14 protein-coding genes and 1 tRNA gene are annotated in these 15901 nt (G+C 63.2%); 9 read left to right on the forward strand and 6 right to left on the reverse strand.

Annotation, left to right across the window (positions count from 1 at the left end):
• The first annotated feature begins 74 nt into the window (after window positions 1–74).
• The 3 genes from AC0NIH_RS19350 (at window position 75) to AC0NIH_RS19360 (ending at window position 3891) form a co-directional block, all read left to right on the forward strand.
• Window positions 75–1802: an ABC transporter substrate-binding protein gene (locus tag AC0NIH_RS19350; RefSeq protein ID WP_023764872.1), complete on the forward strand. Its 1728-nt coding sequence runs from the start codon at window positions 75–77 to the stop codon at window positions 1800–1802.
• Between the two features lie 92 nt (window positions 1803–1894).
• Window positions 1895–3388 carry a glycerol kinase GlpK gene (gene glpK / locus AC0NIH_RS19355; RefSeq protein WP_473460391.1) on the forward strand — a complete coding sequence of 498 codons (1494 nt, stop codon included), beginning with the start codon at window positions 1895–1897 and terminating at the stop codon, window positions 3386–3388.
• Window positions 3389–3414: 26 nt separating this feature from the next.
• Window positions 3415–3891 carry a DUF6882 domain-containing protein gene (locus tag AC0NIH_RS19360; RefSeq protein ID WP_473460389.1) on the forward strand — a complete coding sequence of 159 codons (477 nt, stop codon included), beginning with the start codon at window positions 3415–3417 and terminating at the stop codon, window positions 3889–3891.
• 73 nt (window positions 3892–3964) lie between these two features.
• Here the strand turns inward: AC0NIH_RS19360 and AC0NIH_RS19365 are convergent, their stop codons facing one another.
• Window positions 3965–4435, reverse strand: a complete 471-nt coding sequence (locus tag AC0NIH_RS19365) for a BA14K family protein (protein ID WP_023764875.1) — start codon at window positions 4433–4435, stop codon at window positions 3965–3967.
• Window positions 4436–4667: 232 nt separating this feature from the next.
• Here AC0NIH_RS19365 and AC0NIH_RS19370 point away from each other — a divergent pair.
• Window positions 4668–4743: transfer RNA gene (locus tag AC0NIH_RS19370), tRNA-Lys, on the forward strand.
• A 95-nt stretch (window positions 4744–4838) separates the two neighbouring features.
• Here the strand turns inward: AC0NIH_RS19370 and AC0NIH_RS19375 are convergent.
• Window positions 4839–5315, reverse strand: coding sequence for a hypothetical protein (locus AC0NIH_RS19375; protein WP_023764876.1), 477 nt, complete (start codon window positions 5313–5315; stop codon window positions 4839–4841).
• Between the two features lie 179 nt (window positions 5316–5494).
• Here AC0NIH_RS19375 and AC0NIH_RS19380 point away from each other — a divergent pair, with 179 nt between their 5' ends.
• The 5 genes from AC0NIH_RS19380 to AC0NIH_RS19400 all read left to right on the forward strand — a co-directional run bounded on the left by AC0NIH_RS19380 (window position 5495) and on the right by AC0NIH_RS19400 (window position 11668).
• Entirely contained in the window at window positions 5495–6568 is a 1074-nt protein-coding gene (locus AC0NIH_RS19380; protein WP_287273768.1) for a glycosyltransferase family 4 protein, read from the forward strand.
• A 47-nt stretch (window positions 6569–6615) separates the two neighbouring features.
• Window positions 6616–8778: an amylo-alpha-1,6-glucosidase gene (locus tag AC0NIH_RS19385; RefSeq protein WP_287273894.1), complete on the forward strand. Its 2163-nt coding sequence runs from the start codon at window positions 6616–6618 to the stop codon at window positions 8776–8778.
• Between the two features lie 101 nt (window positions 8779–8879).
• Window positions 8880–10655: an alpha,alpha-trehalose-phosphate synthase (UDP-forming) gene (locus AC0NIH_RS19390; protein ID WP_473460387.1), complete on the forward strand. Its 1776-nt coding sequence runs from the start codon at window positions 8880–8882 to the stop codon at window positions 10653–10655.
• Window positions 10655–11437 (forward strand): trehalose-phosphatase, encoded by a 783-nt coding sequence (gene otsB, locus AC0NIH_RS19395; protein ID WP_473460385.1) that lies wholly within the window; start codon window positions 10655–10657, stop codon window positions 11435–11437. Before AC0NIH_RS19390 ends, otsB begins: the two co-directional genes overlap by 1 nt.
• A gap of 18 nt (window positions 11438–11455) precedes the next feature.
• A complete protein-coding gene (locus AC0NIH_RS19400) occupies window positions 11456–11668 on the forward strand; it encodes a hypothetical protein (RefSeq protein WP_023764881.1) in 213 nt (70 codons plus the stop codon).
• An 8-nt stretch (window positions 11669–11676) separates the two neighbouring features.
• On the opposite strand, the gene dprA is transcribed toward AC0NIH_RS19400, so the two are convergent.
• From dprA to AC0NIH_RS19420, 4 genes are read right to left on the reverse strand one after another with little or no spacing between them, the layout of a single operon-like run.
• Window positions 11677–12807, reverse strand: a complete 1131-nt coding sequence (gene dprA / locus AC0NIH_RS19405; protein ID WP_473460687.1) for a DNA-processing protein DprA — start codon at window positions 12805–12807, stop codon at window positions 11677–11679.
• A 17-nt stretch (window positions 12808–12824) separates the two neighbouring features.
• On the reverse strand, window positions 12825–13412 hold the full coding sequence (gene plsY / locus AC0NIH_RS19410) for a glycerol-3-phosphate 1-O-acyltransferase PlsY (protein WP_473460383.1): 588 nt from the start codon (window positions 13410–13412) through the stop codon (window positions 12825–12827).
• A gap of 57 nt (window positions 13413–13469) precedes the next feature.
• Window positions 13470–14756, reverse strand: a complete 1287-nt coding sequence (locus tag AC0NIH_RS19415; RefSeq protein WP_473460381.1) for a dihydroorotase — start codon at window positions 14754–14756, stop codon at window positions 13470–13472.
• Window positions 14753–15748 (reverse strand): aspartate carbamoyltransferase catalytic subunit, encoded by a 996-nt coding sequence (locus AC0NIH_RS19420; protein ID WP_287273755.1) that lies wholly within the window; start codon window positions 15746–15748, stop codon window positions 14753–14755. Before AC0NIH_RS19420 ends, AC0NIH_RS19415 begins: the two co-directional genes overlap by 4 nt.
• Between the last annotated feature and the right edge of the window lie 153 nt (window positions 15749–15901).

Genomic DNA, 15901 nt, shown 5'->3' on the forward strand with positions numbered 1-15901 from the left:
CTGTTGAAGCGGCCGCGTACCGGCGGCCGCTTCAGATCGCACTTGAAATATTTTCAAAATGTGGAGGAAACACAATGCGACGGCAATTTCTAACATCGACGACTGCGCTTGTCCTATTGCTCGGTGCGGGCAATGCCTACGCCGGGATGGATGAGGCAAAAGCCTTTTTGGACAAAGAGATTGGCCCACTTTCGACGCTCTCGCGCGCCGATCAGGAAGCCGAAATGCAGTGGTTTATCGACGCTGCCAAGCCGTTCGCCGGCATGGACATCAAGGTCGTCTCCGAAACTATCGCCACGCACCAGTATGAATCGCAGGTGCTGGCGCCGGCCTTTACCGCCATCACCGGCATCAAGATCACGCATGACGTCATCCAGGAAGGCGACGTCGTCGAGAAGATCCAGACCCAGATGCAGACCGGCCAGAACCTCTATGACGGCTGGGTCAACGATTCCGACCTGATCGGCACCCACTGGCGCTACCAGCAGGTGCGCAATTTGACCGACTGGATGGCGGGTGAGGGCAAGGATGTCACCAACCCGAACCTCGATCTGAAGGACTTTATCGGCACATCGTTCACGACTGCGCCCGACAAGAAGCTCTATCAGCTTCCCGACCAGCAGTTCGCGAACCTCTACTGGTTCCGCTACGATTGGTTCAACGACGAAAAGAACAAGGCCGACTTCAAGGCCAAGTACGGCTACGACCTCGGCGTGCCGGTCAACTGGTCGGCCTATGAAGACATCGCCGCGTTCTTCACCGGCCGCGAGATCGACGGCAAGAAGGTCTATGGCCACATGGACTACGGCAAGAAGGACCCGTCGCTCGGCTGGCGGTTCACCGACGCCTGGCTGTCGATGGCCGGTAATGGCGACAAGGGCATCCCGAACGGCCTGCCAGTCGACGAATGGGGCATCAAGGTCGACGAGAATTCGCGTCCGGTCGGTTCCTGCACGGCGCGCGGCGGCGACACCAATGGTCCAGCCGCCGTCTACTCGATCCAGAAGTATCTCGACTGGCTGAAGGCCTACGCTCCGGCCGAAGCCCAGGGCATGACCTTCTCCGAATCCGGACCGGTCCCGGCGCAGGGCGCGGTTGCGCAGCAGATCTTCTGGTACACCGCCTTCACCGCTTCGATGGTCGATGCCGGCGCCAAGGCGGTGCTGAACGATGACGGCACGCCGAAGTGGCGCATGGCGCCGTCGCCGCATGGCGTCTACTGGAAGGACGGCATGAAGCTCGGCTATCAGGACGTCGGTTCCTGGACGCTGATGAAGTCGACGCCGACCGACCGCGCCAAGGCCGCCTGGCTGTACGCGCAGTTCGTCACCTCGAAGACCGTCGACGTGAAGAAGAGCCATGTCGGCCTGACCTTCATCCGCGAGAGCACGATCCACGACAAGAGCTTCACCGAACGCGCACCCAAGCTCGGCGGTCTGATCGAGTTCTACCGTTCGCCGGCCCGTGTCCAGTGGTCGCCGACCGGCACCAACGTGCCTGACTATCCGAAGCTGGCGCAGCTCTGGTGGCAGGCGATCGGCGACGCGTCGTCAGGCGCCAAGACGGCGCAGGAAGCGATGGACTCGCTTTGCGGCGAGCAGGAAAAGGTCATGAGCCGCATCGAGAAGTCGGGCGTCCAGGGCGATATCGGCCCGAAGATGGCCGAAGAGCATGACCTCGCCTACTGGAACGCCGACGCGGTCAAGAAGGGCAATCTCGCGCCTCAGCTGAAGATCGAGAACGAGAAGGAAAAGCCGATCACCATCAACTACGATGAACTGGTGAAGAGCTGGCAGAAGTAAGACTGTCTATGCGGGCGCTCGCGCCCGTGTGAAATTAGGGGAGGCGGCGCGTTGCCGTCTCCCTTCTTTGTATCAAGACGGAGGACGTTGGGATGAGTGGTTTTGTGCTGGCGATCGACCAGGGTACGACGTCGACCCGTGCGATCCTGTTCGACGGCCAGATGAAAGTCGCCGGCTCCGGGCAGAAGGAATTCACTCAGCACTATCCGGCCTCCGGCTGGGTCGAACACGATCCCGAGGAAATCTGGAGCAGTGTCGTGGCAACGGTAAAGGCCGCGCTGAAAAAGGCCGGCCGCGCTGCTTCGGATGTCGCGGCCATCGGCATCACCAACCAGCGAGAGACCGTCGTCATCTGGGACAGGGCGACGGGCAAGCCGATCCACAATGCGATCGTCTGGCAGGATCGCCGCACCGCGCCGCTCTGCCACAAGCTCAAGAAGCAGGGGCTGGAGAAGAAATTCACCCGCAAGACCGGCCTGCTGCTCGATCCTTATTTCTCGGGCACCAAGATCGCCTGGATGCTCGACAAGGTGAAAGGGGCGAGGCGACGCGCGGAGAAGGGCGAGTTGCTGGCCGGCACCATCGACAGTTTCCTGATCTGGCGGCTGACCGGCGGCAAGGTCCATGCCACCGATGCCACCAACGCCTCGCGCACGCTGGTCTACAACATCGCCGAGAATGTCTGGGACGAGGAACTGCTTTCGATCCTGCGCATCCCCGCCGCGATGCTGCCCGAGGTGAAGGATTGCGCCGACGACTACGGCGCTACCGAGAAAGGGCTGTTCGGCGCCGAGATAAAGATCCTCGGCGTTGCCGGCGACCAGCACGCCGCGACCATCGGCCAGGCCTGCTTCGAGCCGGGCATGATGAAGTCGACCTATGGCACCGGCTGCTTCGCGCTGCTCAACACCGGCAGCGATCTGGTCCGTTCGAAGAACCGGCTGTTGACCACCATCGCCTACCGGCTGGACGGCAAGACGACCTATGCGCTGGAAGGCTCCATCTTCATTGCCGGTGCGGCCGTGCAATGGCTGCGTGACGGCATCAAGGTGATCGGCAAGGCCGAGCAGAGCGGCAAATTGGCGGCTGAGGCCGATCCCTCGCAAAACGTCTATCTGGTGCCGGCCTTCGTCGGGCTCGGCGCGCCGCACTGGGACGCCGAAGCGCGCGGCGCCATCTTCGGCCTAACCCGCAATTCCGGTCCGGCGGAGTTTGCGCGGGCCGCACTTGAATCGGTTGCCTATCAGACGCGCGACCTGCTCGACGCCATGCGCAAGGACTGGAAGGGCGGCGCGGCCAAGACGGTGCTCAGGGTCGATGGCGGCATGGTTGCATCGGACTGGACCATGCAGCGCCTGGCCGACATCCTCGATGCGCCGGTCGACCGCCCGACCATTCTGGAGACCACGGCGCTGGGGGCGGCCTGGCTCGCCGGCTCGAAGGCGGGCGTGTGGCCGGATGCCAAGAAGTTTGGGAAAAGCTGGGCGCTCGAGCGGCGCTTCCAGCCGGACATGGATAGCTCCATACGCTCAGCCAAACTCGCAGGCTGGCGCGATGCTGTGCGCAGGACGCTGAGTGTGCCATAACCGATTGTCTAGTGGGGCGAGGGGAAATGAAGCCAGACTGGTATCCTGCTTGGCGCGACGAGGCTATCGAACAACTGAATGCCAAGAATGACCGCTTGGAGAAAGACTTCCAGCTCGGCCACTGGTCTCGCTACGACTATGACATGACGACAGGAAGGCTTCTGTTCTCCAAGGAGGGGGCGGTCAAGGTGATCGCCGAGATCCAGATTGCCGGCTCCACGAGCGCCAAGGCAGATAACTGGCTGTGGGCCTGGGCAAATTCGAATTTGCCCGACGATGTTCTCAGCGACGCAAAGCTGGTTCGAGCCTTCGGCGAGAAAAACAGCATTAACGAGCTGGCTCAGTCTTACGTGAGAGATGCGGATAATGACCTGGAAGTGCTCGGCTGGGAATTGACGGCGGCGGCGGTTCGAATTTGCGATGCCCTTGGAGCGTACCGATCGCCGCGTGGTGAAGGCGGTGCGCTTTTTCTTATTCTGAAGAGCGTCAAATGGGCAGGCTGACACCGTTTCGATAGAGAAGACCCGCGCCAGTTCTGGCACGGGCCTGCTCGTCAGCTACTTAATCACCCGCAAATCAATAGGGCGAACGGCACTGCCGACGCGGACCGTAGTTCGGCTGGAACGTGTTGTCCGAAGCGCGGTAGCTGCGATAGCGGTCGTAGCACCACTGCACATGGGCATTGCCTTCATAGACGCGGTTGTTCTCGCTGTTGACGATCGCGCCGGTGATCAGCGCTCCGGTGGCAAAAGCCGCGAGCGGGAACCAGTAGTCGCCGTGACGCCGATAGCCGCGACGGTATTCGCGATATCCGCGATGGCCATTCCAATACATGCCGCCATTGCGGCTGAAGCTGCGGTTGCGCGAGAAATTGCGGTCAAAGGAGCGGTTTCTCCTCCACTCGCGGTACTGCACTGTCTGCACATCGGGCGCTGCGGTCTGGGATAGGGGTACATAGGCAGTTGCAGCGTTGACCGGCACCACTTCCGCCGCAACAAATGTGGCCGAAAGGGTAGCTGCAATCACGCCGGATAGGATTCTGTTCATCGGTCTTCTCCTCGAAGGATTGGCGGACGTCCCTGTAGGCCGAAAACGGTCGGCGCAGGGGATTTGTTCCCCCGCATCGGCAGCCGCTGGCGGGCAGAGGTCAGGAGCGCCCCCACGGTGCCGCAACTGGCAGCGCTTGACAGGTTCGCAGGCCCGCTTTTTCCGGTTGACCGGCCGAAGCACTCTCCCTATGTTCCGCGCAATTTCGAGGGCGGCCTTTTCGAGCCCGCGGGAGCGCGTAGCTCAGCCGGTAGAGCAACTGACTTTTAATCAGTAGGTCATGGGTTCGAATCCCATCGCGCTCACCATTGCCTCAAGGTACATCCGGAATCATCGGACACGCTACCCCAGCGTAAATAAATGCTTCCTGCCGAAGCGGCCTAAGTACCGTATCAGCTGCGGCTCAGTTATCCCGCGAGAAATGTACGCCGAGAACCGTGGCTTTCTTTGCCAGCAGGCCCTCCAGGTCGGCGTCTGATCGCTTGGTGCCGGTGCGCTCGCGCAATAGGGCGATCGCTGCCTTCATCGACAGCGAGGCATTCTCTCGGTGACTGCCCAGAATGGCATCTGCCGCGCCGGCGACATCCGTGGTCTCTGCTGGTGCGCGCATGGTCTGATCCTTTCTGTCCAGATCGGCTTCGGCGCCGCCGACCGATCCTCTGGCGCCGCGGTCGAAAACCACCGCCAATCCGTTCTTGACAGCAAGGGCCGCGACCATGTCGTCGAGTTCGTGGGCCGAAATCCCGGGTTTCAGCACGCGCTGTACCGCCCTGGCGGCCTGGTCCGTCGAGACGTAGCCGAAGTGCCGCTTCCTCGCCTCGACATATTGCTCAATGATCATTGCCACACGCCGGGCGGCAATATCGTCGAATCGCTGCAACGCAACCTCCTTGTGCTGTCGTGACCGCGACATGCAGGAAACAAGGGTACCGAATGTGAATTAGCGCGGGCAGGGCGAAGATCAATCGTCGCACCCTGGCGCCCTTCCTTGATTGGGGGAACGATCCCGCGGCTCAAGCATTTTCGCTATATCGATCCGATTTGAGGGAACCAAGGGTCATGAAGATTGCCCATGTTGCGCCGCTTTACGAATCCGTGCCGCCGAGACTCTATGGCGGGACCGAGCGCATCATCTCCTACCTTACCGAAGCGCTCGTCGACCTTGGCCACGACGTGACGTTGTTCGCCAGCGGCGATACGAAGACCTCCGCCAGGCTGGTGCCGTGCCGCGAGCGGGCGCTTCGTCTAGACCCCCGTCCGTTGAAATCGGAGATCGCGGCGCATCTGTCGATGCTCGACGAGGTGAGGAAACGGGCCGACGATTTTGACATAATCCATTTCCATCTCAGCCACTTCCTGCATTTCCCGTTTTTTCGCGATATGCCGCAACGCACGGTGACGACGCCGCATGGCAGGCTGGATTACGCGGACCTCGCACAAGCCTATGATCGGTTTCCACGGTTTCCGATGATTTCGATATCCCGCAGCCAGCGGGCGCGGTTCGCATCGGCGAACTGGCTGGCGACGATCCACCATGGACTGCCGCTCAAGCTCTATGAACCTGACTTCGAGGCGGGTTCGGATGGCGTCTATCTTGCCTTCCTCGGCAGGATGTCGCGCGACAAACGGGCGGACCGGGCGATCGAGATTGCCCGCCGTACCGGCCTGAGACTCAAGCTCGCGGCCAAGATCGGCGATGGCGATCGCGCCTATTTCGAGGAAGTCGTCCAGCCGATGATCGATGGCGATCGCGTCGAATATGTCGGCGAGATCAGCGAGGACCAGAAGAGCCGGTTTCTTGGCAACGCCGCCGCCTTGCTGTTCCCCATCGACTGGCCGGAGCCGTTCGGCCTTGCCGTGGTCGAGGCCATGGCTTGCGGAACACCGGTCATGGCATGGAGCTGCGGCGCCATGCCCGAGATCGTCGATCACGGCGTGACCGGTTTCGTCGTCGAGACCATTGAAGATGCCGTCGCCACGATGCCGGCTCTCCTGCAACTCGACAGGCGACGAATAAGGGGGGCCTTCGAAAAGCGGTTTTCAGCCGACAGGATGGCAAGCGACTATATCGCGGCCTACTCTCGGCTGACTGGCAGCCATGAGGGCAGCCATGAGGAAATCAGGGCCTCATAGAGCGCTTCACCCGCTCGAAAAACCAGCACGGGACAATCTTCTTGACCATCACCCAACTCGACGAGCGCAAGCTTGATCCGGCAATAGCGCTGGCATCCTTGGACGAGACCGCGCCTAGGGAACCGCACCGGCTTTTCGCCCTCAAGCATGGCGACTCCTTTGCCGTGGCCGATGCCTATGGCGACATACGCGGTGTCGGCGACGGCTTCTTCCGCGACGACACGCGCGTGCTTTCTGAATTCCGGCTGACCGTCGGCGGGCGGTCGACGTCCTTGCTGGGCGCATCGCTCAGCCAGGACAACGTGCTGTTCACCACCAATCTGACCAACCTGCCGATCGAGAGCATCGGCGGCCGGCCCATTCCGCAAGGCGCGATCCACATCGAGCGCGTCAGGCTGATCTGGCAGGACCGGCTTTACGAACGGCTGACGCTTTCCAATTACAGCCAGGAACATTCGAGCCTCCGGCTTTCGCTGCGCTTTGCCGCGGATTTCCGCGACATGTTCGAAGTGCGCGGTTCGACGCGGCCCAAACGCGGCACCGCACGCACGGCCGAAATCGGCAAGAACACGGTGATGCTCCGCTACGAGGGGCTGGACAAGGTGGAGCGCACGTCGGCAATCTCGTTTTCGCAGGTGCCGGACGAATTGACCGCGGAGCGGGCGGACTTCTTCATCGCCGTCACCAAGCGCAGCCGCAAGACGCTCTATGTCGAGGTCGGCACCGAGATTGCGGATGCTCCTGAACGCGAACGATTTCGTGCGGCCGCCGCCCGCGCGCGCTTCGGCATGCGGGCCAAGCGCCGCCACGGTGCAACGCTGCACAGTTCGGGCCGGGTGTTCAACGACTGGATCGAGCGGGCGCGCGCCGACGTGGCGCTGCTGACCACGGAACTGGCGACAGGTCCCTATCCTTACGCCGGCATCCCGTGGTTCTCGACGGCCTTCGGCAGGGATGGGGTGATCTCGGCCCTGCAAATGCTTTGGCTCAATCCCGGCCTGGCGCGGGGCGTGCTCGGCTTTCTGGCACAGCACCAGGCAACCGAAACCTCACCCTTCAGCGACTCCCAGCCCGGCAAGATCATGCATGAGACGCGCAAGGGCGAGATGACAGCGCTCAGCGAACTGCCGTTCGGCCGTTACTATGGGGGGGTCGACACGACCCCGCTCTATGTCCATCTCGCATGCGCCTATGCCGACCGCACCGGCGATATGGAGTCAGTCGACGCCTTGTGGCCGTCACTGTGTGCCGCCGCCGAATGGATCGAGACGGCGAGCCAGCCCACGGGGTTCGTCACCTATCGGCGCGCGGCGGAATCGGGTCTTGCCAACCAGGGATGGAAGGACAGTTTCGATTCGGTTTTTCATGCCGACGGCCGCATCCCGAAAGGCCCGATCGCACTGGTCGAGGTGCAAGGCTACGTCTTTGCAGCGTTCCAGGGATTGGCGAAACTGGCTCGGCTGCGCGATGAAACCGAAAAGGCCGAAGCCTGGGAGAAGCGCGCCGAAGAAATCCGCCAACGGGTCGAAAGCCAGTTCTGGATCGAGGAACTCGGCTACTATGCGCTTGCCTTGGACGGCGACGGTGAACCTTGCAAGGTGCGCACCTCCAATGCCGGCCATCTGCTTTATGTCGGCCTTCCCGACCCGGATCGCGCGCGCATCGTCGCCGACCAGTTGCTGTCGGCCTCATTCTCCTCCGGCTGGGGCCTGCGGACGCTGGCGGACGACGCCATCTTCTTCAATCCGATGTCCTACCACAACGGTTCCATCTGGCCGCACGACACCGCGATCTGCGCTGCCGGACTGGCGCGGTACGGCATCAGGGACAATGTGGTGCGGCTGATGAGCGGAACGTTCGAATCCGCTGTTCATTTCAACATGCGCCTGCCCGAACTGTTCTGCGGCTTCACCCGCGCACCGGGCGAGGCGCCCATCGCCTACCCGGTTGCGTGCTTGCCGCAGGCCTGGTCGGCCGGTTCCGCCTTCATGCTCATGCAGGCGTGCCTGGGCCTTCAGATCGACGGCTGGACCGGCGAAATTCAGGTGACGAGACCGCGCCTGCCGATCGGCATCGACAATCTGGTGGTCCGCCATCTGGCGGTGGCGGGCGCCTCTGTCGACCTCACATTTCAACGGGTCGGCGACCGCGTCGGCGCCTTTCTGGCCGATCGCCATGAGGGGCTGGTGCCGCTCGTGGTCAGGAGCTGAAAAATCGGAACCATCGCGCGGGGTGAGCGTTTGACCATCACGCGGGTTGCCGGGATGGCGAGCCCGCCGCACTATCTCATTGAAGGGTAAGTCGATTTCAAATGCCTGACAACAGTTCGTACCTGGTCGTTCCTTCGTCCGTATTGTGGCTCCTCGGTTTTGCAGTTGTCAGTATCTCGATCCTCATCATCGCGACGATGGTTCTGCGGGCACGCCGATTGAGGAGCGGCATGCACGCTGCTGGGGCAACCGAGCCCACTGGCAGCCTGTTGCCGGAATTCGAGAAGAATGGGCAATCCGCGGCCGCTTCGCTCGTCCAATGGTCGCCGGAAACGCTACGTCACATCTTGGCAAAGGAACTTCCGGACGCCCAGGTGATCGTGGTTTCAAATCGTGAGCCGTATATCCACAACCGCAAGGGCGACGACATCCAACTGGTCGTACCCGCCAGTGGCCTTGTCTCCGCCTTGGAACCGATCACCCGCGCCTGCGCGGGCACGTGGATCGCCTACGGCGGTGGTTCGGCCGACAGGCTCGTTGTCGACGAAAACGACCGCGTGGAAGTACCGCCCGATAGTCCTTCCTACACGCTGCGGCGTGTCTGGCTCAGCGAGGAAGAACAGCAAGGTTATTATCTCGGCTTTGCAAATGAAGGCCTCTGGCCGCTTTGTCACATAGCCTTCACCAGGCCGATATTTCGTGCTTCCGACTGGGAAAGCTACGAGGCGGTCAACCGTAAGTTCGCCGACACCGTTGTTGCGGAAGCCCGCAACGAGCGGCCGATCGTGCTGGTCCAGGACTACCATTTCGCGCTGCTCCCTAGAATGATCCGTGAACGCCTGCCGGAGGCGATCATCATCACCTTCTGGCACATTCCATGGCCGAATTCAGAAGTGTTCAGCATCTGCCCCTGGCGCGAGAAGATTCTCGAAGGCCTGCTCGGCAGCTCGATTGTCGGCTTTCACACCCAGTTCCATTGCAACAACTTCATCGACAGCGTCGACCGTTTCCTGGAAAGCAGAATCGAGCGCGAGGATTCGGCCATCTCCTACGGCGGCCAGATCAGCCTGGTTCACGCCTATCCGATTTCGATCGAATGGCCGCCGGCGCAACTGGGTAAGCTCCCCGACGTGGCGCAATGCCGGCGGCGTATCCGCGAGAAGTTTGGTCTGGCCGAAGATGTCAAACTTTGTGTGGGCGTTGAACGTCTCGACTACACCAAGGGCATCCTCGATCGCTTCGACGCGCTCGATGAACTGCTGAAGCTCCATCCGGAATGGATCGGCAAGGTGGCGTTACTGCAGATCGCAGCGCCCAGCCGCGGCACGTTGCCCGCCTATCAACAATTGTATGAGGAGTGCCTGCATCGTGCCGATGATATCAACCAGCGCTATGGGCGCGAAGGCTACACACCCGTCCTGATGGTGACGGAGCATTACTCGCAGGTGCAGGTCTACGAGATCTACCGCGCCGCCGATGTCTGCATGGTCACAAGCCTGCATGACGGCATGAACCTGGTCGCCAAGGAGTTTGTCGCGGCGCGCGACGACGAACAGGGCGTCCTGCTGCTCAGCATGTTCGCCGGCGCTTCCAAGGAGCTGCTCGAGGCGCTGATCGTCAACCCCTATGACGCGGCGACGATGGGCGACGCCTTGCTGCAGGCCCTGACCATGTCGCAGGAGGAGCAGCGCCAACGCATGCAGCGCATGCGCGAGATCGTTCGCGACAACAATGTCTATCGATGGGCGGGCAGCATGCTCCTCGATGCAGCGCGCCTGCGCAAGCGCGTTGCGGTCGATCGTGCCGTCGGCGCGGCTCCCGCGGCGCCTGGCAACGTGATATCGTTGCTCGATCGCAAACGGGTGGCGGCGCTGTGATGCCGGTATCGCCAAACCTGCCGGCACCGGCTCTTCCGCAAGGGCCATGGGCCCTGTTCCTGGATATCGACGGCACGCTTCTCGAACATGCCGCGCATCCCGACGCGGTGGTCGTCGGCGATGAGCTACGCGCGCTGCTGGCAAGCCTCGAAGCCCGATTGGATGGAGCGTTGGCGTTTATCACGGGTCGATCGATCGCCGCCGTCGACAATCTCTTCCAGCCGCTCAGATTGCGCGCCGCCGGTCTCTATGGCCTCGAACACAGGCTGGCGCGGGACGGCCCGGTCGAGGCCGCCGGCGAGCCGGCCGACATTGCCGCACTTGCCCAGGAAATCGAGGCCGAACTGGACAACGCTGATGTCTATATCGAGCGCAAAGGGCCGATCCTGGCCATTCACACGCGCGCGGCGCCGCATTTGCTGCGGCGCGCGACACAGTTGGTCGAACAGGCGCTAGGCAGACTGCCCGCGGGATATAGGGTGCTTGCCGGCAATGCCGGGGTCGAACTGATGCCGCTGGAAGCGGCGAAGGGAGCGGCTATAAGGCGCTTCATGGAAGAGCCGGCTTTCAGCGGACGGCGCCCGGTATTCCTTGGCGACGACACTTCAGATGAAAACGGCTTCGAAGTCGTCAATGAAATGGACGGCGTGTCGGTGCGCATCAAACCACGCGGACCGACCTCCGCGCGCCATGCGCTAGCCGGTGTCGAGGAGGCGCTGGTCTGGCTCGATGCCGCGAACCACAGCAATGCGGAGAAATCGGCCGGTCTGGTCGAGACATGAAAATCGGAGGAGCCGGCAATGACCCAATTCACCAGCCTCATCCGCGAGATCATGCCCAGCTGGCTACGCCGGCGCTCGCGCCGGAACGCGCAAGAGAGCCAGCCAGGCTTCGATCCGTCGCGCCCGGAGGATGCCGACATGGTCTGGCGCGGCATCGTCGAAAAGGATCTCTTTGGAGCCAACACGCCGGACTATGCGGAAACCCTGGAGAAAAAAACCAATCGCCACTGAACGGTCGGTTAGTTCTCGAAGAGCAGTGAAACATTGCCGCCGGCATGGCGTTCGAGCCGGCCGGCGAGATCGAGTTCCAGCAACACCATGAAAACCTGGGCCGGATGCAGGCCGGTATGGCGGATGATCTCGTCGACCGGCACCGGAGTCGGTCCTAGAGCCTGGATCACCTTGGAACGGTCGCTCTCGCCGGGTGGCGGTGTGGCCGAGAAGTCGGGCGGGTCTTCGAACGGAGGCATTTCGGGCGCCCGCATGCCGGTCAGCGGCGCGATCGCCCTGGAAATGTCCGACGCCTCGGTGACCAGCGTGGCGCCGTCCTTGAGCAAGCCGTTGGTGCCGGCCGCGCGAGGGTCAAGTGGCGACCCCGGCACCGCGAAAACCAGCCGACCCATCTCGCCGGCAAGCCTGGCGCTGATCAAGGAACCCGAGCGCTGCGCCGCCTCGATCACCGCGAGCCCGAGGGCAGCACCCGCGACAAGGCGGTTGCGGCGCGGGAAATCCTGGGCGCGCGGCTGCCAGCCGAATGGCATTTCCGAGATGACGGCGCCACGCTCGGCGATTTCGTCGCACAGGCCGGCATTTTCAGGCGGGTAGGGCTGGTCGAGGCCTCCCGCCAGGACACCGATCGTGCCGGTTGCAAGACTGCCCTGATGCGCCGCGGTGTCGATGCCGCGCGCCAGGCCAGAGACGATCGCATAGCCGTCGCGGCCAAGATCGGCAGCCAGCATGCGTGCCATCTTGATGCCGGCGAGCGATGCGTTGCGGGCGCCGACGATGGCGATCCCCGGCAGCCGGAACACGCTGGCATTGCCCTTGACCGCCAGCAGCGGCGGCGGGTGGTCCATGCCGCGCAGCAGCGGCGGATAGTCGGCTTCGCCAATGCCGACGAAGCGGGCGCCGGCCCGCCGGGCGGCCTCCATCTCGGCCTCGGCTTCGGCAATCGAAGGAATGCGGGCGATCCGATTGGCGCCGCCCGAAATCATCAGCTCCGGCAGCACTTCCAGCGCGACCTCGGCCGAACCGAAGCGGTTGATCAGGTCGCGGAAGGAGGCAGGACCGACATTTTGGGTGCGGATCAGCCGCAGCCAGCTCAGCCGCTGCCGGTCGCTGAGGCGCGGCCCGGCGGCCGGCTCGCTCACCGCGGTGGCGTGCTCGCTCACCCCTTGGCTCCGATCTTGCCCTCGGTCCCGGCAAGCAGGCGCGAAATGTTCTCCCGGTGCTTGATGAAGACGATGATGCTCATCACCACGAACAGCAGGGCAACCTGCGGCGTGCTCAGGACATAAAGCGCGATCGGCACGACGACGGCCGCCGTCAATGCGGCAAGCGAGGAGAAGCGGAGCAGGAAAGCCATCACCAGCCAGACGACGGCGAAGATCAGCGCCACCTGCCAGGCAAGCCCGATCAGCACGCCCAGATAGGTGGCGACACCCTTGCCGCCCTTGAAACCCAGCCAGGCTGGGAAGAGATGGCCGAGAAAGGCGCCAAAACCAGCCAAGACCGCGGTTTCAGGCGCGAAGTGGGCTGCTATCAGCACGGCGGCCGTGCCTTTCAGCGCATCGAGCAGCAATGTCGCCGCGGCAAGTCCCTTGTTGCCTGTGCGCAGGACATTGGTGGCGCCGATGTTGCCCGAGCCGATCTTGCGCACGTCGCCGAGGCCGGCGGCGCGTGTCAACAACAGGCCGAAGGGGATCGAGCCCAAGAGATAGCCGAACACCAACGCCAGGATTGGACCGTAAGTCATTGTTTCCCCCGCAACTTCGCTTGGCCGGCCGGGTCGGCGCGATGCGCCTCGGCTGGCTCAGATCGAGAACACTGTGCGGCCCGCGACCAGCGTTTGCAAGACCTTGCCCTGCAGGCGCGCGCCTTCGAAACAGGTGTTTTTCGAGCGCGAACGAATGCCGCCCTCGCTGACGATCCACGGCTCGTCGAGGTCGACCAGCACGAGATCGGCCATTGCGCCCGGCTTCAGCGTGCCGCCGGATAACCCAAACAGCCTTGCTGGCGCGGTGGAGAGCGTCTCGATCAGCCGCGGCAATGGCACGTCGCCATTGTGATAGAGCCGCAAGGCCGCGCCGAGCAATGTCTCCAGCCCGATGGCGCCGGCGGCTGCGTCGGCGAAGGGCAGGCGCTTGGTGTCGACATCCTGCGGATCGTGCGAGGAGACGATGATATCGACCGTGCCGTCCCTGACCGCCTCGATCATCGCCAGCCGGTCTTCCTCGGCGCGCAACGGCGGCGTCAGGCGGAAGAAGGTGCGGTATTCGCCGACGTCGTTTTCATTGAGCGACAGATTGTGGATCGACACGCCCGACGTCACATCGGCGCCATCGGCCTTCGCCCGGGTCACCGCTGCCGCCGCCATCGCCGTCGAGATCTTCGCCGCGTGGTAGGAGCCACGGGTCAGTCGCGCCAGGGCAAGATCGCGCTCGAGCGGAATGGACTCGGCTTCACGCGGTATGCCGGAAAGGCCAAGCCAGCTCGCGTAGAGGCCCTCGTTCATCACGCCGGCCGAGGCAAGATCGGCGTCCTGCGTCTCATGGACGATGGTGGCGCCGAAGTCGCGCGCGTAAGTCAGCGCGCGGCGCATCACCAGCGCGCTCGATATGGTGTGGCGGCCGTCGGTGAAAGCGACGGCGCCGGCCTCCCGCAACAGGCCGAATTCGGTCATCTCGCGGCCATCGAGGCCTTTGGTGATCGCCGCCGCGGGGAAGATGTTGACGACGGCCGTGTCCTTGGCGGTGCGCAGCACAAACTCGACCAGCGCCACATTGTCGATCACCGGGTCGGTGTCGGGCATCATGACGACGGAGGTGACGCCGCCGGCCGCCGCGGCGAGGCTTGCCGAAGCGATGGTTTCACGATGCTCGCCGCCCGGCTCTCCGATGAAGACGCGGCCGTCGACAAGGCCTGGAATGATCGTCTTGCCGGCGCAGTCGACAACGGTAGCGCCCTCGGGCGCGCCCTGGTTCAGCGCCGCCTTGCCGGCGGCGGCGATCTTGCGGCCATCGACGATGACGGAGCCGATCTCGTCGATGCCGCGCGAGGGGTCGACGACGCGGGCGCGTTCAAAGACGGTCGTGCTCATGCGCCGCGGCCCTCTTGATTGCGCCCCTCTTGATTACGGCCTTCTTGATTGCGGCGGGGGTCGAGCAGCGCTTCCATCACCGCCATGCGCACGGCGACGCCCATCTCCACCTGTTCCTGGATGACGCTTTGCGGACCATCGGCGATTTCCGAGGCGATCTCGACGCCGCGGTTCATCGGCCCGGGATGCATGACCAGCGCATCGTCCTTGGCCGCCTTCAGCTTTTCGGCGTCAAGACCGAAATAGCGGAAATATTCGCGCACCGAAGGCACGAAGGCGCCTTCCATGCGTTCGCGCTGCAGGCGCAGCATCATCACCACGTCGGCATCCTTCAAGCCTTCCGCCATGGAGCGGGTGACGATGACGCCCATCTTGTCGATGCCGGAAGGCAACAGCGTCGAAGGCGCGACGACCCGCACCTGCGCGCCGAGCGCGTTGAGCAGCATGATGTTGGAGCGCGCCACGCGCGAATGCAGGATGTCGCCGCAGATCGCCACGATCAGCTTCGACAGCGGGCCCTTGGCGCGGCGGATGGTCAGCGCGTCGAGCAGCGCCTGTGTCGGATGCTCATGCGCGCCGTCGCCGGCATTGACCACCGAGCAGCCGACCTTCTGCGCCAGAAGGGCGGCGGCGCCCGCCGACTGGTGGCGGATGATTAATATATCGGGCCGCATGGCGTTCAGCGTCATGGCCGTGTCGATGAGCGTCTCGCCCTTCTTCACCGAAGAGCTTGCCACCGACATGTTCATGACGTCGGCACCGAGCCGTTTTCCGGCCAGCTCGAACGACGACTGCGTCCGCGTCGAAGCCTCGTAGAAGAGGTTGATCTGGGTGCGGCCGCGCAGCGTCGAGGTCTTTTTCTCGGATTGCCTGGAGATCGCGACCGCGCGATCCGCCCGGTCGAGCAAAAGCTCGATGTCGGCGGGCGAAAGGTCGCTGATGCCCAGAAGATGGCGGTGAGGGTAGAGTGGCAGGGACGAAGCGTCGGTCATCTCAAGGGGCTGCTATAGGGTGCGGATTTTGCGCCCGCAAGCGTCAGCTTTCGATTGAAGCCTTTCTCCCCGGTATTTTCGTCGCGCGGGTTGCACGGCTTGGCTATATCTAGCCGATGGCCTCGGATTCGTGGCTTTTCGACGATAAGGGCC

Source organism: Mesorhizobium sp. WSM1386 (assembly GCF_055901595.1).